The following is a 19344-nucleotide window of genomic DNA, read 5'->3' as shown; positions in this document are numbered from 1 at the left end:
ATGAGCAGAGAGCCTGAGAGGCGAGCCGCGCTTCAAACGAAGCCGAGGCGTTAGTTCAGGACACGTCACCTGCCGCTTCATTGGGCTCGCCGTCGATCAGTCGCAGGCTGCGGCGCAGGCTCTGCGGCGGCTGGCCGAAAAAGCGCAGGAAGGCGCGGCGCATGCGGTCGCGATCGGCAAAGCCGGTGTCGCGCGCCACCACATCCATCGAATGGCGACCATCCTCCAGCATGGCTTTGGCCGCCTCGAGCCGCAGGCGCTCGACCGCCTTGGCCGGCGATTGTCCGGTCTCCTCGCGGAAGATGCGGCTGAACTGGCGCGGGCTGAGGCTCGCGGCCTCGGCGAGCTCCTCGACGCTCAGCGGATTGCGCAGGTTTTCCTTGGCGTAAGTCAGCGCTCGGCGCACACGGTCGGAGCGCGGCTCGAGCTCGAGCAACGCCGAGAATTGCGACTGCCCACCAGGGCGGCGATGATAGACCACGAGCCGCCGCGCCACCGCGCGCGACAGCTCGGCGCCGTGGTCGTCCTCGATCAGCGCGAGCGCGAGGTCGATCGCCGCGGTCATGCCGGCCGATGTCCAGATGTTGCCGTCGGACACGAAGATGCGGTCGTCGTCGACCCTGACCGCTGGAAAGCGCTGCTGCAGCTCGCTCGCATGGGCCCAATGGGTGGTCGCGCTGCGGCCGTCGAGCAGGCCGGCCTCGGCGAGCAGGAATGCGCCGGTGCAGACGCCGGCGACGCGCCGGGATTTTTCGCCGGCCTGCGCGATATAGGAGCGGAGCGCGGGACTCGCCGGCCGCGGCAGCAATTCGCCGACGACCATGAGCGTGTCGGGAAAATCGCCCAAGGGCTGGGTGTCGATGCGCACGCCGAGCGTCGAGCGGATCGGGCCGCCGTGCTCGGACATGATGGTCACGCGATAGATCTGCTCGCCCTTCTGGATGTTGGCGAATTCGAAGGCGGTGGAGGCCGCCACGCCCATGATCTGGAAGCCGTCCTCCATGATGAAGCCGATCTGGCGCAAGGCGATACCCCTCATGTCTTGATTTGCCGCTTATATGTCATTTGAGACATATGGGTCCAGCGCTACCTTCTCGCAATGCAGCAAACTCCGCTTCCGGCGGACAGGAGAAGGAAATTCAGCCATGACCAGCCAGATCAAAGGCACCGTCCTCATCACCGGCGCTTCCTCAGGCATCGGCGCCGTCTATGCCGAGCGGTTCGCCGCGCGCGGCCATGATCTCATCCTGGTCGCCCGCAACCAGGATCGCCTGAACGGGATCGCCGACAAGCTGTCGACGCGCCACGGCGTGAAGGTGAAGCCGCTGGTCGCCGATCTCACCGCGCGCGACGATCTCGCCAAGGTCGAGGCGGTCCTGACGACCGATGCCTCGATCACCCACCTCGTCAACAATGCCGGCTTCGGCAGCGCCGCGCCGCTTGCCAGCGCCTCCGTCGACGAGATGGAGAAGATGGTGGCGATCAACGTGACGGCGCCGTTGCGGCTGACCTACGCGGCCGTGCCGCAATTCGTCGCACGCAAGCACGGCACCATCATCAATATCGCTTCCATCGTCGCGATCGGGCCGGAGGTTTTGAACGGCGTCTATGGCGGTACCAAATCCTTCGTGCTCGCCTTCAGCCAGTCGCTGCGCAAGGAGCTCTCCGGCACCGGCGTGCATGTCCAGGTGGTGCTGCCCGGCGCGACCGGCACCGAGTTTTGGGACATCGCCGGCCTGCCGGCAAGCAACCTGCCGAAGGAATGGGTGATGAGTGCAGCCGATCTGGTCGACGCCGCGCTGCGCGGGCTCGATCGCGGCGAGTTCGCCACCGTGCCCTCGCTCGCCGACGGCGCCGAGTTCGACGCCTGGGAAACCGCGCGTCAGGCCATGCTGCCGCATCTGTCGAGCGCGGTGGTCGCCGAGCGCTATCGCGCCTGATGCGAGCTGGGCTCAGCCACGCGCTGGGCCCAACCGACAACCTGGTGAAGACCGTCGGCAGCTTCTGGCCTTATGCGGCGCCCCTGTTCGACGACATCCCTCGCGCCAGGTCCTATCAGGCTCCGGGTTCACTCAGTGTCGAGGACTGCTACGCGCTGTTTGCGTACATTCTGAGCCTCAATGGCATCGTGCGGCCGGACGGCCGTCTCGACCAGACGTCGCTGCCCGAGGTGAAGATGCCGAACCGCGACGGCTTGATTCCCGTGCCGGAGTTCAGCAACGTCCGGGCGCCGAAATGATCGGGCCCTGCGTCGGACGTGCGCGCAGACGTTCGCCCTGCTGGTCTTCCTGACACTATCGACAACGATCGGAGCAAACGCCATGGACCCGCAAGGGCTGATCACGCTGCCAAGCCAGAACGATCCAGGCACGACGATGCGGAAGCTGCAGGACGTGGTCAAAGCGAAGGGCATGACGATCTTCGCCCACATCGATCATGCGGCCGGCGCCGCCGATGCCGGGATGACGCTGCGGCCCACGGATCTCCTGAGCCTGGATCGGAGCGCGACGGGCTTTCGCGCCAACGGCCGGAGTGATCGATGACCGCGCGTATCGTCAAGCTTCCGCTGGTTCCGGCGTCCTTCTTCGGCATCGTGCTGGGCATCATCGGGCTCGGCAACAGTTGGCGCGCGGCGCATCAGCTGTGGGGATTGCCGGCTGCCGTCGGCGAAGTCCTGATGGCGGTGGGCATTGTCGTCTGGGCCGTTATTGTCTTGTTCTATGTGGCCAAGTGGATCTTCTCCGCCGATGCGGCTCTGTCCGAGGCGCTGCATCCGATCCAGTGCTGCTTCATTGGACTTGCCGGCGTCTCGACCATGCTGGTCGCGATCGCAGCACAGCCCTATAGTCGGATCGGGGCGCTCGTCATCTACGCGATAGGTCTCGTGTTCACGCTCGGCTTCGCGCTGTGGCGTACCGGTCAATTGTGGCGCGGCGGCCGCGATCCCGCGGCCTCGACGCCGGTGCTGTACCTGCCGACCGTGGCAGGATCTTTCGTCACGGCGATCGGGGCAGGGGCACTCGGCTTTCCTGATTGGGGTCGTCTCGCCTTCGGCGCCGGACTGTTTTCCTGGCTGGCGGTGGAGTCGGTCCTGCTGCACCGGCTGTACACGGCCGATGCGCTGCCGGCCGCGATCCGCCCGACCCTCGGCATTCAGTTGGCGCCGCCGACCGTCGGTGCGCTGGCCTATCTCAGCGTGACCGAGGGGCAGCCCGACATGGTGGTCAGCGCGCTGATCGGCTATGGCATGCTGCAATTGCTGCTGCTCGTCCGGCTGCTGCCATGGATCTTGGAGCATCGGCTCTCGGCGTCCTATTGGGGCTTCTCGTTCGGCCTGACCGCGCTTGCCAGCTCGTTACTGAAGATGGTGATCCGCGGCGATCATGGACCTGCCGCGACGCTGGCGCCGATCGTGTTCGTGGTCGTCAACCTCGTCATCGGGGCGCTGGTGCTACGGACGATCTGGCTGCTCGTCTCAGGCCGGATTCTTGCACCCGCTGTCGCTCCTCCGCAGCAGGCTTGAACCCTTCGAGCCGTGAGCTCGCGTCATCTCGCACTTGCGTCGCAACCTGCTGATAACCGGATGATATAGCCGCTAGCTCAAATCCGTATTTCCGCTCACGGCAGGCCCTCACCTAGCTTCAGGCTCCAAAATACGCTCGAACGCGGCATGCGGACCTCCAGCTCCGACGTGCCGGACAGAAGGCGCGCAGATCAGATCTGCCGCCGCGATCGAGCCGGGGTGAAGCGACAAGGGCTTAAGGCAGCGGATGCGCGCGTGGTCTCATTACTTCAACCAGGAGCGCATCGTCTTCACGCTCACGGTGCTGCTGCTGATCGTCTTCGCGCTGACGTTGCCGAAATTCCTGGCGCCCAGCAATCTGCTGTCATTAGTCCGTAGCGTTGCCGTGCTCGGCATTCTCGGGCTCGGCATGCTCATCGTCGTGCTCGGTCGCGGCATCGATCTGTCGCTGGTGGCGACGATGGCGATCTCGGTGGCGTGGAGCCTGCAGCTCGCGGCGAGCGGCATGTCGATGGCGAGCGCAATGGGCACAGGCTTCCTGTTCGCGCTCGGCATGAGCCTCGTCACCGGCATCCTGATCGCCTATGCCGAGATCCCGTCGCTGTTCGCGACCTTGGCGATGGCCACCTTCGTCTATGGCTTCGGCCGCGCCCATCTGATCACCGGCACCGACGTCGTCTATCTGCCGCCGAATATCGGCGCGGTCGCGAGCCTGGGGCAGGGCGCGCTGTTTGGCATTCCCATGCCGATCGTGGTGGCCGCTGTGGTCGCGCTGATCGCCTATCTGTTCCTGCGCTACACCAAGCCCGGACGCTTCATCTATGCGATCGGTGACAATCTCGCGAGCGCGCGCATCGGCGGTGTTCCCGTGCGTCCCATTCTCGTTGCGCAATACGTCATCGCCGGCGGCATCGCCTTCGTTGCGGGCCTCGTGACCGCCACCTCGGCGGAGGCGATGAACACCCGCGTCGTCAATTCCAACATGATCTACGACGTCATTCTCGTGGTCGTGCTCGGCGGCGTCGGACTGTCCGGCGGCCGCGGCAACGTCCGCAACGTCATCGTCGGTGCGCTTCTCATCGGTGTGCTGATGAACGGCATGACGATCATGGACGTGCAGTACACGATCCAGAACGTCGTCAAGAGCCTGATCCTGCTGCTCGCCATCGTCGTCGACAGCATCGTCAATCCCCGCGACGAGCAGACGGGACAACAGGGCGATATCTGAAGCCCAGGTCAATACGCCTCAATCAACAAAATCGGAGGAGACCATCTTGAATACCATGCACCGCCTGGCCCTTGCGGCCACCGCTTTCGTCGGCATTGCCGCGGCCGCCGTCGGCGCTCGTGCCGACGACATGAACGATCCCTACCGCCAGCCGGCGCTCGACGCGCTCAAGGGCAAGTCGATCGTCTATCTGCCGATCTCGATCGGTTTCGACCTCGCCCAGGCCTGGGGCGGCGTCGTCAAGACCGAGGCCGAGCGCTACGGCATGAAGTTCAAGTCGCAGGACCCGAACTGGAACACCGGCGCGATGGCGCAGGGCCTGACGTCGCTGATCGCCGAGAAGCCCGACGTGATCGTGACGCAGAACCCGGACCTGCAGTCGCTGGCGCGGCTGCTCAAGCAGGCCAACGCGGCCGGCATCGTCGTCATCCAGATGAACATGCAGGGCGCGGTGCAGACCGACGCCTTCGTCGGCCCCGACTTCATCGCCATGGGCGAGCAGGCCGCCAAGATGGTGGTCGCGAAGTGCGGCAAGGGCACCGAGACCTCGCACAAGGTGTCGATCGTGCAGGGCGTGCTCACGGGCGGCGTCAGCTACTATCAGGTGCAGGGCATCAAGAAGGTGTTCGATGCCAATCCGGAGATCAAGGTGGTCTCCAGCCAGGCGGCCGACTGGGATGCGTCCAAGGCGCGCGCCATCACCGAGACGGTGTTGCAGCAGAACTCCGATCTCTGCGGCGTGATCGACGTCTGGGATGGCCAGGGCGTCGGCACGGGTGCTGCGATCAAGCAGGCCGGCAAGCAGGACCAGGTCTATTTCGTGACCTCGGGCGGCGGCGCGCAGAGCATGTGTGACCGTCTCGCCGACGGCACCTTCTCGGCTGCGATCAACTATGACGCGCCGGGCATGGGCCGCGACGCCTTCACCGCGATCAGCGCGGTGCTGCAGGGCAAGCAGAAAGCGGGCACGGTGAAGTTCCAGCTGTATTCGCCGACCCGCGTTATGACCAAGGCCGACGTCAAGGCCGGCACCTGCTGGGATCCCGAGCAGTACGCCAAGCTGCTGCGCTGATCCGCATCACCCTTGCGTGGCCGCCGGGTGCGGCGGCCACGCGCTCTCTTTGATTTTGATTTCAAGCGACTGCGTGCAGAGGCTCCTTTGGCGTCGACCAGTACTTTTACGAAGCTGAGATATCGCTTCATCCCGGACCACGTCATCGGCGAGCTGCTCTCGAAGAAGTGGATCGACAACGCGATCCCGTTTTTGGTGCTGCTGTGCGTGATCGCTGTCTTCGGCTCGCTGATCCCGAACTTCTTCACCGGCGCCAACCTCGCCATCAGCGCCCGTGAGTTAGGTGAGTTCGGCCTGGTCTGCATGGCGATGATGATCGTCATCATCGTCGGCGGCATCGACCTCAGCGTCGGCTCCAATTTCGCGCTCGGCAATTTCTTGACCCTTGCGCTGCTCAACCTCAGCGGCTGGCCGGTCGGGCTCGCGATCCCCGCGGTGGTGCTGGTCTGCGGCGGCGTTGGGCTGCTCAACGGCTATCTGATCGGCTTCCTCCGGCTGCGCGCCTTCCTCACCACGTTGGTGACCCTGATCATCGTGCGCGCCATCGTCGACATGCTGCTGCTGAAATACGCGCAGGCGATGTCGGTCAGCTTCTACCAGTCCGATGTCTGGGACGTGATCGGGCTCGGCGGCGTCGCCGAGGTGCCGTCGAGCTTCATCATCCTCGTCGTCGTGGCGCTGATCGGCCATGTGCTGCTGACGCGCAGCCGTCCGGGCTGGCGCATGATGGCGATCGGCGGCTCGCGCCGCTCGGCGCACAATATCGGCCTCTCCGTCCGCGGCATGGTCTGCGCCGCCTATACGATCTCCGGCATGCTGTGCGGACTTGCGGGCGTGCTCTATGCGGCGCGGCTCAGCGGCGCCGGAACCGACACAGGCATGGGCCTGGAGATCTCGGCGCTGACCGCGGCCGTGCTCGGCGGCAACAGTCTCGGTGGCGGCCGTGGCTCGGTGGCGAAAGCGTTGATCGGCGCAGTCATCGTCCTGGTCATGACCAACGGCGTGCTGCGCATCGGCCTGAACAGCGGCTCCGGGCCGATGGTGCTTGGCCTGACCTTGCTGCTCGCCGTGTTCATCGACGTGCGCTGGCTCAAGAACCGCGACAAGCTGCTGTCCAAGGTCTACGTGTCGCCGACCTATGTCGAGCTGCCTGCGCCACGTTCGACCTCGGCTGAGACCGGCGGGGCGTTTGCGCTCAACGACCGGCTCGGCGCCGTCGAGATCATCGGCCTCGGCGAGGTCGAATCGCCCGAGGACGTCATCCTCGACGACGAGGACTACCTGTATTGCGGCACCCGTCACGGCGACATCGTCCGCTTCGCGCCGCCGGACTACAAGACCTGGGAAGTCTACGCCCATATCGGCGGCTCGCCGCTCGGCATGGCCTTCGACCGGGCAGGAGACCTTCACGTCTGTGTCGGCGGCATGGGCCTCTACAAGATCGATCGCGCGCGCAATGTCAGCAAGGTCACCGACGAGACCAACCGCTCGACCTTCTCGGTGGTCGACGATTCCCGGCTGCGGCTCGCCGACGATTTGGACATCGCGCCGGACGGCCGAATCTATTTCAGCGAGGCCACGATCCGCTACGAGATGCACGACTGGCCGGTCGATGCCTTGGAGAGCCGCGGCAACGGCCGCATCATCTGCCACGACCCGAACAGCGGCAAGACGCATACGGCGCTGCGCAACCTGATCTTCCCGAACGGCGTCTGCCTGGCCCATGACGGCCAGTCCATGCTGTTCGCCGAGAGCTGGGCCTGCCGGGTCAGCCGTCTGTGGATCTCGGGGCCGAAGGCGGGGCAGGTCGAGCGCGTGCTCGATTCGCTGCCCGGCTATCCCGACAACATCAACCGCGCCTCCGACGGCTCCTATTGGTGTGCGATCATGGGCATGCGCTCGCCCGCGCTCGACCTCGCGCTGCGCATGCCCGGATTCCGCCGCCGGATGGCGCGCCGCATCGCGCCGGACCAGTGGCTGTATCCCAACCTCAACATCGGCTGCGTGATCCGTTTCAATGACAAGGGCGAGGTGCTGGAGTCGCTGTGGGATCAGGGCGCCAAGAACCATCCGATGATCACCTCGATGCGCGAGCACCGCGGATACCTCTATCTCGGCGGCATCACCAACAACCGGATCGGCCGTATCAAGCTCGATCGCGCTGATCCGAACTGGAGCAGTACGCGGAGCTATTGGGGGCAGCGGGCATGAGCGCGTTGGTTGGAAGCTGGCTCGAACGTTTCCTCGGACGCGGCCGTGCCGCGGTCACGGTGCCGCCGCTGGACGGCGCGCTGAAGCCGAACAATCGTCTCGAGGATGCGCCGCGCGGGATCGCGAGCGATGCGCCGGACAATCTGGTCGTGTGCGATGGCGCGGTGTTCTGGTCGAGCGGTGTCAGGCTGTTTCGCCTTGCTGACGGCGCTGAGCCCGAGGCGGTGGCGACGCTTGATGGCGTGATCTCGGCCCTTGCGGTGTCGCCGCGCGGCCAGATCGCCGTGGCCTGCGAGGGCAAGGGCATCTCGATCCTGGCGCGCGATGGTTCCGTTACCAATGCCGGCCGCCGCAGCGGCTGGCCGACCGCGTGCATCACCGCGATGACGTTCGTCGACGAGGCGAGCCTCGTCGTCTGCGTCGGCTCGGTCGAGACCGGCCTGGAGGCGTGGCAGCGCGACCTGATGGAGCATCGCCGCGCCGGCGAAGTGTGGAAGCTCGCTCTCGTCAAGCGCGAGGCCAAGCGGCTTGCCGCAGGGCTCGGCTATCCCAACGGCGTCGTGGTCGCGGCCGATCAGTCGCTGATCGTGAGCGAGGCCTGGGACGTCAGGCTGGTGCGCCGCGCGCCCGACGGTCGTGAGCTCGCCGTCGTCGTCGACGATCTTCCCGGCTATCCCGGCCGCATCACGCCGTCCGCGCGCGGCGGCTATTGGCTCACGGTGTTCGCGCCGCGCAGCCCGCTGATCGAGTTCGTGTTGCGCGAGGATGATTATCGCCGCGCCATGCTGGCGCAGGTGCCGCCGGCTTATTGGATCGCGCCGGCGCTACGCAGCGGCGTCTCGTTCCATGAGCCGATGCAGGGCGGCGCGCTGAAGCAGATGGGCATCCTCAAGCCGTGGGCGCCGACCTTGTCATATGGCCTCGTCATCGAGCTCGACGCCGATTTCGTTCCGCTGCAGAGCCTGCACAGCCGGGCCGGCGGCAGGCGCCACGGCATCACGTCTGCGATCGATGTCGATGGACGGCTGTGGCTGAGCGCCAAGGGCGGCGACGAGATCGTCGCGATCGGTCGTGCGGTCGGGGAGGTGAAGTGATGCAGCCGGTCGTCGAGCTCAAGAACGTCACCAAGGAATTCCACGGCATTCCGGCGCTGCGCAACATCTCCTTCGATCTCCGCCCCGGTGAGGTCCATGCGCTGCTCGGCGAGAACGGCGCCGGCAAGTCGACGCTGACCAAGATCATGGCCGGCGTCTATGAGGTCACCAGCGGCGAGCTTCTGGTGAACGGCGCAAAGGTCTCGTTCAAGACGCCCGCGGAGGCGCTGCGCAACGGCATCGCGATGGTGTTCCAGGAGACCAGCCTGGTGCCGTCGCTGACGGTGGCGCAGAACATCTATCTCGGCAACGAGAAGTTCCTGAACCGGCTGCGCGGCATCTACATCGCCGCCCAGCAGTTCCTGCAGTCGCTCAATTTCGGCGTCGATCCGACGATGTATGTGTCGCAGCTCGGCGCGGCGCAGAAGCAGATGGTCGAAATCGCGCGCGCCGTGCATCACAAGGCCCGCGTCATCATCTTCGACGAGCCGACGGCGACCCTGACGCCCGAGGAGAAGCACCATTTCTTCGCGCTGGTGAAGCGGCTGAAGCGCGACGGCGTCTCGATCATCTTCATCTCGCACGCGCTGGAAGAGGCGCTGTCGATCTCCGATCGCATCACCATCATGCGCGACGGACAGCATGTCGTGACGGACGACGCGAAGAATTTCGACCGCGACAAGATCATCACCGCCATGGTCGGCCGCACACTGTCGGACGAGCTGTATGGCAAGGCGGGCGACGAGCATGCCACGCGGCCCTACGGCCGCAAGATGCTCAGCGTGCAGAACCTGTCGATAGGCCGCATGGTCCGCAACAACTCGTTCTCGGTCTATGCCGGGCAGATCACCGGCATCTTCGGGCTGATCGGCTCGGGCAGGACCGAGACCGCCAAGATCATCTCCGGCGTGGTCAAGCGCGACTTCTTCCATGGCGGCGAGGTCAAGCTGGACGGCCGCTCGGTGCGCTACCGCGTGCCGCGCCAGGCGGTGCAGGACGGCATCGTCTACGTCACCGAGGACCGCAAGATCGAGGGTTTCTTCGAGACCAAGTCGATCGCCGAGAACATCTATCTCAACCTCCTCGCTGCCGATCTCAACAAGAGCGTCGTGATCTCCTATGCGGAGATGATGGAGCTGGCGGCGACCTGGACCAAGCGGCTCAACGTGCGCGCGATCAGCAACGCGGCGCGCGTCGTCGAGCTGTCAGGCGGCAACCAGCAGAAGGTCGTGATCGCGCGTTCGCTGGTGCAGGAGCCGAAGCTCGTCATCTTCGACGAGCCGACGCGCGGCGTCGACGTCGGCGCCATCGCCGAGCTGCATCACGTCATCAACGAGCTGGCGGATGCCGGGCTCGCGGTGGTCGTGATCTCGTCCTATCTGCCGGAAATTCTCAACCTCGCCGATCGCATCCTGGTGTCGCGCCAGGGCCGCGTCGTCGAGGAATTCTCGGCCGACGAGGCGACCGAGGAGAAGATCATGTACGCGGCCGTTCACTGATCGGCCGCAGCGTAGCTTTCAGGGAAATGAAGTCATGAAGATCAGGGCCGCCGTTCTCGAGGACATGGGCCTCGCCGGACCCTATGCCGCCTCGCGTCCCCTGCGGATTCAGGACGTCGAGCTCGATGGTCCCGGTCCCAGCGAGGTGCTGGTGCGCATCGCCGCCGCCGGCCTGTGCCATTCGGACCTCTCGGTGATCAATGGCGATCGTCCGCGCCCGTTGCCGATGGTGCTGGGGCACGAAGCCTCGGGCGTGGTCGAGGAGGTCGGCGCCGGCGTCGATGATCTCGTGCGCGGCGATCACGTCGTCTGCGTGTTCGTGCCGAGCTGCGGCCATTGTGCGCCGTGCGCGCAGGGGCGGCCGGCGCTGTGCGAGCCGGGCGCCGAGCACAACGGCAAGGGCGATCTGCTCAGCGGCGGCTTCCGGCTGCATCGCGCCGAGGAGAGGGTGCATCATCATTGCGGTGTATCGTGCTTCGCCGAATACGCCACGATGTCGCGCCGCTCGCTGGTGAAGGTGCAGAAGGAGGTGCCGCTGCACATCGCGGCGCTGATGGGCTGCGCCGTGCTGACCGGGACCGGCGCGGTGTTCAACGGCGGCGACGTCGGTCCGGGCGGCAAGGCCGCCATCATCGGCCTCGGCGGCGTCGGGCTCGCCGCGGTCATGGGCGCGGTCGCGATCGGTGCGGAGACTGTGATCGCGATCGACATGTTCGAGCCGAAGCTCGCGCTGGCGCGCGAGCTCGGCGCGACGCACACGTTTCATGGCGCCGATCCCGATCTCGTTGCGAAGGTCAAGGAAGCGACCAAGGGCGGCGTCGATGCCGCGCTGGAATTCGCGGGCTCCGTGAAGGCGTTGGAGATGAGCTACGCCATCACGCGGCGCGGCGGCACCACGGTGACCGCGGGCCTGCCGAACCCCAAGGCGGTACTGTCGCTGCCGGCGGTGTCGCTGGTCGCGGAGGAGCGGACTCTCAAGGGCAGTTATCTCGGCTCCGGCGTGCCGTCGCGCGACATCCCGCGCTTCCTCGGCCTTTATCACCGCGGCCGTCTCCCGGTCGACAAATTGCTGACCCATCGCATCAAGCTGGATGACATCAACGCCGGCTTCGATCGCCTTGCCGATGGCAGTGCGATCCGCCAGGTCGTCGAGTTCAAGTAAGAGATTTTTGACATGAGAAGAATTGGACCCATGCGGCGCTATCAATGTTTCATCGACGGCCAATGGCGCCAGCCGGCGTCCGGCGACTATTTCGAAAGCTTCGATCCTTATCTTGCCCAGCCCTGGGCCTTGATCCCCAAATGCGATGCGCGTGACGTCGATGCGGCCGTGGCTGCGGCGCGCCGTGCGCTGGAGCACGGCGAATGGGCCAATATGCATCCTTCCCAGCGTGGTCAGTTGCTACGGCGGTTCGGAGACCTGATCGCGCGCGACGCCGACCGACTCGCGGCCGTCGAGGTGGAGGACAACGGCAAGCTCTACGCCGAGATGCGCGGCCAGGTCGGCTACATCCCGCAATGGTTTCATTACTTCGGCGGGCTCGCCGACAAGATCGAGGGCGCGGTCGTGCCGATCGACAAGCCCGACATGTTCACCTACACGCGCCATGAGCCGGTCGGCGTGGTCGCGGCGATCACGCCGTGGAATTCGCCGCTGCTGCTCGCCACCTGGAAGCTGGCGCCTGCGCTCGCGGCCGGCTGCACCATCGTCATCAAGCCGTCGGAGTTCACCTCCGCCTCGACGCTCGAACTGATGCGGCTGGTGGAGGAGGCGGGCTTCCCGCCCGGCGTGCTGAACGTCGTCACCGGCTTCGGCGCCGATGTCGGCGAGCCGCTGACCAGCCACAAGGGCGTCGACAAGATCGCCTTCACCGGTGGCGAGAATTCCGGCCGTCACGTGTTGCGCAGCGCCGCGCAGACCTTCAAGCGCACCACCTTGGAGCTCGGCGGCAAGTCGGCGCAGCTGGTGTTTCCCGACGCCGATCTCGACAATGCGGTGAAGGGCGTCGTGTCCGGCATCTTCGCCGCCACGGGCCAGACCTGCATCGCGGGCTCACGCCTCCTCGTGCACGAGAGCATCCACGACGCGTTCCTGGAGAAGTTCGTCGCGCTCGCGCAGACCGCGCGCATGGGCGATCCGATGAACATGGACACCCAGGTCGGGCCGGTGACGACGCAGCCGCAATATCAGCGCGTGCTGTCCTGCATCGCGATGGCGCGCGAGGAGGGCGCCGAATGCGTGATGGGCGGCAAACCGGCCAACCGTCCGGAATGCGGCCAGGGCTGGTTCGTCGAGCCGACGGTGTTCACTGATGTTACCAACGACATGCGGATCGCGCAGGAGGAGGTGTTCGGGCCGGTGCTCTCGGTCATCAAGTTCCGGGAGGACGACGAGGCCTTCGCGATCGCCAACGACACGGCCTATGGCCTTGCCGCCGGGGTCTGGACCAACGATCAGCGCCGCGCGTTTACAGCAGCCAAGCGGCTGCGCGCCGGCACGGTGTGGACCAACACCTATCGCGCCGTCAGCTACATGGCGCCGTTCGGCGGCTTCAAGGCCTCCGGCATCGGCCGGGAGAGTGGGCAGGAGGCGATCATGGAATATCTGGAAACGAAATGTGTCTGGATGTCTTATGGCAAGGATGTGCCGAACCCGTTCGTGATGCGATAGCGCGCCGCAACCGGAAGCGATGAGGGACGATGGCTGCCGACTTCGAGGGACTGCTGGTTGTTTCGATCGAGCAGGCGGTGGCGGCAGCCTACGCCTCCTGCAAGCTGGCTGACGCCGGCGCGCGCGTCATCAAGATCGAGCGGCCCGAGGGCGATTTCTCCCGCGAGTATGATCATTTCGTGCATGGCGAGAGCGCCTATTTCGTCTGGCTCAATCGCGGCAAGGAATCGATCTGCCTGAACCTCGCCGACGACGCCGACAAGGCGGTGCTGGCGGCGATGCTGGCGCAGGCCGACGTCTTCATCCAGAACCTCGCGCCGGGCGCCATCGACCGGCTCGGCTTCTCGATGCAGGGCCTGCGGGCCAAGCACGAGCGGCTGATCACCTGCGCCATATCAGGCTATGGCGACGAGGGGCCGCTGCGCGACGCCAAGGCCTATGATCTCCTCGTGCAGGGCGAGAGCGGGCTCGCCAACATCACCGGCAATGAATATGGCGCGGCCCGCGTCGGGGTCTCCGTGTGCGACATCAATGCCGGGATGACGGCGACGCAGGCGATCTTCCAGGCGCTGTATGCGCGCGAGCGCACCGGCCAGGGGCGCCACATCGCGGTATCGCTGTTTCACGCGATGGCCGACTGGATGAACGTGCCGTATCTGCAATATGCCTACGGCGGCGTGCCGATCGGCCGGGTCGGGCTGCATCATCCGACCATCGCGCCCTACGGCAGCTACGCCTGCGGCGGCGGCCGCTCGATCCTGATCGCGATCCAGAACGAGCGCGAATGGGTGATCCTGTGCCGCGACGTTCTGAAGCGCCCGGGCCTCGCCACCGATCCGCGGTTCGTCAACAATGGCGAGCGGGTCAAGAACCGCGCCGCGCTGGATGCCGAGATCGGGCCGATCCTGCTCAGCATGGACCTCGACGGCGCGATGAAGCTGCTCAGCGACGCGCGGCTCGCCTTCGGGCGCGTCTCGACCTTGGCCGACTTCGCCGAGCATCCGCAGAACCGCTATATCGAGATCGATACGCCGACAGGGCCCGTGGTGCTGATGGCGCCCGGTGCGATTGCCGACGGGCAGATGCCCGCATTCGGACCGATCCCGGCGCTCGATGCGCATGGCGAGCGGCTGCGCCGCGAGTTTCAGCCGAGGTCGCAGGATTGAAGCGTCCGCCCGGCGGAATGTCGTCGCGATGAGCGCGGAATGCCGGCGTCTCTGCACGGCAGATGCTCATTCAGCGATGGGCGTTTGCGGCGCGTTCGCTTGACACTGTCCCGATGCCGCTGATCTATAGCGTTGTTCGATCAGTTGAATGCTCGCCATATCGAAAAGTTATGGCGGACATATAGGAATGTTGGCACGGGAATGGACCTGCGGCAGCTTCGCTACTTCATTGCGATCGTCGAGCAGGGCTCCTTTTCCAAGGCCGCCGAGACCTTGAATGTCGCCCAGCCCGCGCTGAGCCTCCATGTGCGCAACATGGAGGCCGAGCTCGGCTCGGCGCTGCTGTTTCGCAGCCCGCAAGGCGTCGTCGCGACCGAGGCCGGCGAGATCCTGATCCGCCATGCGCGCATCGTCATCGATCAGCTCTCGATCGCGCGGCATGAGATCAAGGGCCAGGAAGCGGAGCCGTCCGGCGAGGTGCGGCTCGGGCTGCCCGGCACGATCAGCCAGATCCTGTCGGTGCCGCTGATCATCGAGGTGCGCAAGCGCTTTCCCAAGATCAAGCTCTGCGTCGCCGAGGCGATGAGCGGCTTCGTGACCGAGTGGATTCGCGAGGGCCGGATCGATCTCGCCGTGCTTTATCAGCCCGTCAGCGACAACGCGCTGAACTCGTCGGAAGTGATCACCGAGGAGCTCTGGCTGCTCGGCCCGACGGTGCCTCTGGCCGGCGTCAAGCCGCCCGCATCGGGCGCCGTCGCCTACGCCAACGTGACCCAGCTTCCGCTGATCCTGCCGAGCGCGGACCATGGCCTGCGCATGCTGCTGGAGCGCGAGGCGACCGCGCGCGGGCTGTCGCTCGAGCCGGTGATCGAGGTCGACTCCTACGCCAACATCAAGGGACTGGTCGAGGAGGGGATCGGCTATTCGATCCTGCCCTATAACGCGATTGCACGTGACGTGCAGAGCGAACGCCTGTTGGCGTGGCCGATCAAGCAGCCGGAGATCAAGCGTTCGGTACACCTCGCCCATCCGGTCGACCGGCCGCTCAGCCACGCGGTGTCCAGTGTCCACGCCCTCTGCCGCGCGACGCTGCTCACGCTCGTCGCGACGGGCAAGTGGAACGGCGCGCGTGCCTCGAATGCTGGAGCAGCAGGCGATGAAGCGGCGGGCCGCTCGACGGCCAGGAAGCGATGATCACGCGCGGGTGTGATGCCGGCCCGTCGAGAACGAGCGTCGTCAGCCATTTGAACTGAGCTCGGATGTAATCCAGTCCGCGAAGGCGCGTACGGCCGTACGTTGGTGAGCGTTGCGCGGAAACACCAGGCGATGGCCGACGTAGCGCACGTCGTTCGCACGGCCCGCGAGCGGCGCCACGAGACGTCCTGCGGCGAGCTCGCGCTCGGCCAGCAGGGTTGATTCAAGCGCAACGCCGAGGCCTTCGGCGGCAGTCGCCAGCGCCAGGAAGCTGCGGTCGAAGCGCATGCCGTGCAGGGCAGGAGCCTCGAGGCCGTTGGCGGCGAACCATTGGTGCCACTGCACCTGCTTGACATCGGAGCGGATCAGCGTCCGGTCCAGCAGGTCGGCCGGCCGCTTGATCGTCGCCGCCAGCGCCGGCGCGCATAGCGGCGTCACGGTCTCCTCCGCGAGCGGAACGACCTCGACGCCCTCGGCATGCGGCTGGCCGTAGACAATGTCGATGTCGAAATCGTCGTTCTTGAAACGCGCATAGTCGGTATTGGCCGACAGCCGCACCTCGAGCTTCGGATGGGCGGCGAGGAAGCGCGCCAATCGTGGCGTCAGCCATTGCGCCGCGAAGCTCGGCGCCGAATGCACGCGGACCAGTTGCGGACCGCGTGCGGCGACCTCTTCGAGGCCTCGGCGCAGTTGGTCGAAGGCGGCGCCGGCATGGCGCATCAGGTTCTCGCCGGCCGGCGTCAGCCGCACGGACCGTGCCGTGCGCTCGAACAACACCGTGCGCAGGGTGGTCTCCAGCTTGCGGATGGCGTGGCTCACCGCGCTCGGCGTCAGGTGAAGCTCATTCGCTGCATCGCGAAAGGAACCGGTCCGGGCGGCGGCCTCAAACGCCTTGATTGACGAGATCGGGATATTGGACAGCATGCCATGAGTGAACCAGATTCATTTATCCGTGACAACTGTGCGTTTGTCGTCGCCTCTCCGCCCCGCCATGGTCAAGCCCAACACAACGACACTTTGGGAGGACCTAAGGATGCTGCTCAGCGGCAAAACGGCGATCATCTCGGGCGCAGCTTCGAGGCGCGGCATCGGGCTCGCTACCGCGCGACGGTTCGCCGCCGAAGGGGCGCGCGTCGCCATCCTCGACATCGATGCAGCTGCGGCAGCCGATGCGGCTGCGACGCTCGGCGATCAGCATCTCGGGCTCGGCTGCAACGTCGCCGACAAGAGCTCCTGCAATGACGCCGTCGCGCAGGTCGTCGCCAAGTTCGGCGTCATCGACATCCTCATCAACAATGCCGGCATCACCCAGCCGGTCAAGCTGCTCGACATCACGCCGGACGATTGGGATCGCATCCAGGACGTCAATCTCAAGGGCGTGCTGTTCCTGTCGCAGGCGGTGATCCCGCATATGCGCGCCCGCAAATCGGGCTCGATCGCCTGCATGTCGTCGGTCTCGGCACAGCGCGGCGGCGGCATTTTCGGCGGCCCGCATTACTCCGCCGCGAAGGCCGGCGTGCTCGGCCTCGCCAAGGCGATGGCGCGCGAGTTCGGCAATGACGGCATCCGGGTCAACTGCGTGACGCCCGGCCTGATCGGCACCGACATCACGGCCGGCAAGCTGACCGATGAGATGAAGGCCAAGATCCTCGAGGGCATTCCGCTGAACCGTCTCGGCACCGCCGACGATGTCGCCGGCATCTACACCTTCCTGGCGTCGGATCTGTCCGCCTATGTCACGGGCGCGGTGATCGACGTCAACGGCGGCATGCTGATCCACTAGCAAGGTCTGAGATCATGGACACCGCAACCAACCGGCTCGTCAACGCGCCGACCCTGGCGCAGCGCGCCTACAATATCCGCCGCCATGCGCTGCGCATGGGCGAGGTGCAGGGGCAGGGCTACATCGCCCAGGCGCTCGATATCTCCGACGTGCTGGCGACGGCTTATTTTCACGCGATGCGCTACCGGCCCGAGGATCCCACTTGGGAGGAGCGCGATCGTTTTCTTTTGTCGAACGGTCACTACGCCATCGCGCTTTACGCCGCGCTGATCGAGGCCGGCATCGTGCCTGAGGCCGAGCTCGAGACCTACGGCAGCGACGACAGCCGGCTGCCGATGTCCGGCATGGCGTCCTACACGCCGGGCATGGAAATGTCGGGCGGCTCGCTGGGCCTCGGCCTCAGCATCGCCGTCGGCATGGGCCTTGGGCTGAAGCGGAAGAAATCGTCCTCGCGCGTCTACACGCTGTTCTCCGACGGAGAGCTCGACGAGGGCTCGGTGTGGGAGGCGATCTCGTCCGCCAGCCATTACAAGCTCGACAACCTGATTGGGATCGTCGACGTCAACAATCAGCAGGCCGACGGCCCCTCGACCCAGGTGATGAGCTTCGAGCCGCTGGTGGACCGGCTGGAAGCCTTCGGCTGGTTCGTGCAGCGCGTCGACGGCAATGATCTCGACGCCGTGGTCGCCGCTTTCGACGCGGCCAAGATGCTCGAAGCGCCGAAGCCGCGCATGATCGTCGCCGACACGTTGATGGGCAAGGGCGTGCCCTTCCTCGAACAACGCGAGAAGAACCACTTCATCCGCGTCGAGCCGTATGAATGGCAGCTCGCGATCGCCGCGCTCGACGCCGGGAGGCCCTGATGAAATCGACAAGACCCGCTCCGGATCTGAGCAAGCCGCGCCTGACGACCTCGGCGATGATCGCCTCGATCGCCTCCGAGGGGCAGCGCACCAAGCCGGCGCCGTTCGGCCACGCGCTGGTCGAACTGGCGCGCCACAGGCCCGAAATCGTCGGTATGACGGCGGACCTCGGCAAATACACCGATCTGCACATCTTCGCGAAGGAGTTTCCCGATCGCTACTATCAGATGGGCATGGCCGAGCAGCTGCTGTTCGGCGCCGCGTCGGGCCTCGCCGCCGAAGGCTTCATGCCGTTCGCGACGACCTACGCCGTGTTCGCCTCGCGCCGCGCCTACGACTTCATCCATCAGACGATCGCCGAGGAAGATCGCAATGTGAAGATCGTCTGCGCGCTGCCCGGCCTGACCTCCGGCTACGGCCCGAGCCACCAGGCGGCCGAGGATCTGGCGCTGATGCGCGCGATGCCGAACATGACGGTGATCGATCCCTGCGACGCGCATGAGATCGAGCAGGTCGTGCCTGCGATGGCCGCCCATCAGGGGCCGGTCTACATGCGCCTGCTGCGCGGCCAGGTGCCGCTGGTGCTCGACGAGTACGACTACAAATTCGAGCTCGGCAAGGCCAAGCTGCTGCGCGACGGCCGGGACGTGCTGATGATCTCGTCCGGCCTGATGACGATGCGCGCGCTCGAGGCGGCCAAGGCGCTATCCGATGATCGCGTCGATGTCGCCGTACTGCACGTGCCGACGATCAAGCCGCTGGACGCCGAGACCATCCTGCGCGAGGCCGGCCGATCCGGGCGTCTCGTGGTGGTCGCCGAGAACCATACCTTGATCGGCGGTCTCGGCGAGGCTGTCGCCGGGGTGTTGATGCGTTCGGGGGTGCACGTGCCGTTCCGGCAGATCGGGATACCCGACGAATTCCTCGACGCCGGCGCGCTGCCGACGCTGCACGACCGCTACGGCATCTCGCTCTCGGAGGTCGCAAGGCAGGTGAAGGGCTGGCTCACATAGCGGGCCAACCGCTCTCATTCATCGCCG

18 protein-coding genes are annotated in these 19344 nt (G+C 65.9%); 16 read left to right on the top strand and 2 right to left on the bottom strand.

All coding sequences use genetic code 11. The features are described 5' to 3' along the window. Positions 1–55: 55 nt before the first annotated feature. Complete coding sequence (locus tag NLR35_RS12560) at positions 56–1024, bottom strand: GlxA family transcriptional regulator (protein ID WP_257166862.1); 969 nt, start codon at positions 1022–1024, stop codon at positions 56–58. A gap of 121 nt (positions 1025–1145) precedes the next feature. Between NLR35_RS12560 and NLR35_RS12555 the strand changes: the two genes are divergently transcribed. The 13 genes from NLR35_RS12555 (at position 1146) to NLR35_RS12495 (ending at position 15658) form a co-directional block, all read left to right on the top strand. Continuing rightward, entirely contained in the window at positions 1146–1940 is a 795-nt protein-coding gene (locus NLR35_RS12555; protein WP_257166837.1) for an SDR family oxidoreductase, read from the top strand. Positions 1941–1984: 44 nt separating this feature from the next. Then, positions 1985–2239 carry a hypothetical protein gene (locus tag NLR35_RS12550; RefSeq protein ID WP_308773840.1) on the top strand — a complete coding sequence of 85 codons (255 nt, stop codon included), beginning with the start codon at positions 1985–1987 and terminating at the stop codon, positions 2237–2239. Positions 2240–2321: 82 nt separating this feature from the next. Next, on the top strand, positions 2322–2543 hold the full coding sequence (locus tag NLR35_RS12545) for a hypothetical protein (protein ID WP_257166836.1): 222 nt from the start codon (positions 2322–2324) through the stop codon (positions 2541–2543). Then, positions 2540–3523 (top strand): dicarboxylate transporter/tellurite-resistance protein TehA, encoded by a 984-nt coding sequence (gene tehA / locus NLR35_RS12540; RefSeq protein WP_257166835.1) that lies wholly within the window; start codon positions 2540–2542, stop codon positions 3521–3523. The genes NLR35_RS12545 and tehA overlap by 4 nt, the downstream gene beginning before the upstream one ends. Positions 3524–3770: 247 nt before the next feature. Continuing rightward, positions 3771–4751, top strand: a complete 981-nt coding sequence (locus NLR35_RS12535; protein ID WP_257166834.1) for an ABC transporter permease — start codon at positions 3771–3773, stop codon at positions 4749–4751. Positions 4752–4806: 55 nt separating this feature from the next. Beyond that, on the top strand, positions 4807–5823 hold the full coding sequence (locus tag NLR35_RS12530; RefSeq protein WP_257166861.1) for a sugar ABC transporter substrate-binding protein: 1017 nt from the start codon (positions 4807–4809) through the stop codon (positions 5821–5823). 87 nt (positions 5824–5910) lie between these two features. Continuing rightward, the gene (locus NLR35_RS12525) at positions 5911–8034 is read left to right on the top strand and encodes an SMP-30/gluconolactonase/LRE family protein (protein WP_257166833.1); all 2124 of its coding nucleotides are present in this window, start codon (positions 5911–5913) and stop codon (positions 8032–8034) included. Next, a complete protein-coding gene (locus NLR35_RS12520) occupies positions 8031–9128 on the top strand; it encodes a strictosidine synthase (protein WP_257166832.1) in 1098 nt (365 codons plus the stop codon). Before NLR35_RS12525 ends, NLR35_RS12520 begins: the two co-directional genes overlap by 4 nt. Further along, entirely contained in the window at positions 9128–10627 is a 1500-nt protein-coding gene (locus NLR35_RS12515; RefSeq protein ID WP_257166831.1) for a sugar ABC transporter ATP-binding protein, read from the top strand. The genes NLR35_RS12520 and NLR35_RS12515 overlap by 1 nt, the downstream gene beginning before the upstream one ends. 34 nt (positions 10628–10661) lie before the next feature. Next, positions 10662–11789 (top strand): zinc-dependent alcohol dehydrogenase family protein, encoded by a 1128-nt coding sequence (locus NLR35_RS12510; protein ID WP_257166830.1) that lies wholly within the window; start codon positions 10662–10664, stop codon positions 11787–11789. A 30-nt stretch (positions 11790–11819) separates the two neighbouring features. Then, complete coding sequence (locus NLR35_RS12505) at positions 11820–13298, top strand: aldehyde dehydrogenase (RefSeq protein WP_257166829.1); 1479 nt, start codon at positions 11820–11822, stop codon at positions 13296–13298. Positions 13299–13327: 29 nt separating this feature from the next. After that, on the top strand, positions 13328–14464 hold the full coding sequence (locus tag NLR35_RS12500) for a CaiB/BaiF CoA-transferase family protein (protein ID WP_257166828.1): 1137 nt from the start codon (positions 13328–13330) through the stop codon (positions 14462–14464). A gap of 201 nt (positions 14465–14665) precedes the next feature. After that, a complete protein-coding gene (locus NLR35_RS12495; RefSeq protein ID WP_257166827.1) occupies positions 14666–15658 on the top strand; it encodes a LysR substrate-binding domain-containing protein in 993 nt (330 codons plus the stop codon). Between the two features lie 42 nt (positions 15659–15700). On the opposite strand, the gene NLR35_RS12490 is transcribed toward NLR35_RS12495, so the two are convergent. Then, complete coding sequence (locus tag NLR35_RS12490) at positions 15701–16582, bottom strand: LysR substrate-binding domain-containing protein (protein WP_257166826.1); 882 nt, start codon at positions 16580–16582, stop codon at positions 15701–15703. 109 nt (positions 16583–16691) lie between these two features. On the opposite strand from NLR35_RS12490, the gene NLR35_RS12485 reads away from it, so the two are divergent. From NLR35_RS12485 to NLR35_RS12475, 3 genes are read left to right on the top strand one after another with little or no spacing between them, the layout of a single operon-like run. Continuing rightward, positions 16692–17441, top strand: coding sequence for an SDR family NAD(P)-dependent oxidoreductase (locus NLR35_RS12485; RefSeq protein ID WP_257166825.1), 750 nt, complete (start codon positions 16692–16694; stop codon positions 17439–17441). 14 nt (positions 17442–17455) lie between these two features. Then, complete coding sequence (locus tag NLR35_RS12480; protein ID WP_257166824.1) at positions 17456–18304, top strand: transketolase; 849 nt, start codon at positions 17456–17458, stop codon at positions 18302–18304. Continuing rightward, the gene (locus NLR35_RS12475; RefSeq protein ID WP_257166823.1) at positions 18304–19317 is read left to right on the top strand and encodes a transketolase family protein; all 1014 of its coding nucleotides are present in this window, start codon (positions 18304–18306) and stop codon (positions 19315–19317) included. The genes NLR35_RS12480 and NLR35_RS12475 overlap by 1 nt, the downstream gene beginning before the upstream one ends. Positions 19318–19344: the final 27 nt, after the last annotated feature.

The organism is Bradyrhizobium sp. SRS-191, from assembly GCF_024586915.1.
Classification (GTDB): domain Bacteria; phylum Pseudomonadota; class Alphaproteobacteria; order Rhizobiales; family Xanthobacteraceae; genus Bradyrhizobium.
This window is presented reverse-complemented; position numbering and strand designations above follow the sequence as displayed.

Coding starts and splice junctions, on each gene's coding strand:
- NLR35_RS12555 (WP_257166837.1), top strand. CDS start 1,146: ATGACCAGCCAGATCAAAGGCACCGTCCTCATCACCGGCGCTTCCTCA.
- NLR35_RS12545 (WP_257166836.1), top strand. CDS start 2,322: ATGGACCCGCAAGGGCTGATCACGCTGCCAAGCCAGAACGATCCAGGC.
- tehA (WP_257166835.1), top strand. CDS start 2,540: ATGACCGCGCGTATCGTCAAGCTTCCGCTGGTTCCGGCGTCCTTCTTC.
- NLR35_RS12535 (WP_257166834.1), top strand. CDS start 3,771: ATGCGCGCGTGGTCTCATTACTTCAACCAGGAGCGCATCGTCTTCACG.
- NLR35_RS12530 (WP_257166861.1), top strand. CDS start 4,807: ATGCACCGCCTGGCCCTTGCGGCCACCGCTTTCGTCGGCATTGCCGCG.
- NLR35_RS12520 (WP_257166832.1), top strand. CDS start 8,031: ATGAGCGCGTTGGTTGGAAGCTGGCTCGAACGTTTCCTCGGACGCGGC.
- NLR35_RS12515 (WP_257166831.1), top strand. CDS start 9,128: ATGCAGCCGGTCGTCGAGCTCAAGAACGTCACCAAGGAATTCCACGGC.
- NLR35_RS12510 (WP_257166830.1), top strand. CDS start 10,662: ATGAAGATCAGGGCCGCCGTTCTCGAGGACATGGGCCTCGCCGGACCC.
- NLR35_RS12505 (WP_257166829.1), top strand. CDS start 11,820: ATGCGGCGCTATCAATGTTTCATCGACGGCCAATGGCGCCAGCCGGCG.
- NLR35_RS12500 (WP_257166828.1), top strand. CDS start 13,328: ATGGCTGCCGACTTCGAGGGACTGCTGGTTGTTTCGATCGAGCAGGCG.
- NLR35_RS12495 (WP_257166827.1), top strand. CDS start 14,666: ATGGACCTGCGGCAGCTTCGCTACTTCATTGCGATCGTCGAGCAGGGC.
- NLR35_RS12490 (WP_257166826.1), bottom strand. CDS start 16,582: ATGCTGTCCAATATCCCGATCTCGTCAATCAAGGCGTTTGAGGCCGCC.
- NLR35_RS12485 (WP_257166825.1), top strand. CDS start 16,692: ATGCTGCTCAGCGGCAAAACGGCGATCATCTCGGGCGCAGCTTCGAGG.
- NLR35_RS12480 (WP_257166824.1), top strand. CDS start 17,456: ATGGACACCGCAACCAACCGGCTCGTCAACGCGCCGACCCTGGCGCAG.
- NLR35_RS12475 (WP_257166823.1), top strand. CDS start 18,304: ATGAAATCGACAAGACCCGCTCCGGATCTGAGCAAGCCGCGCCTGACG.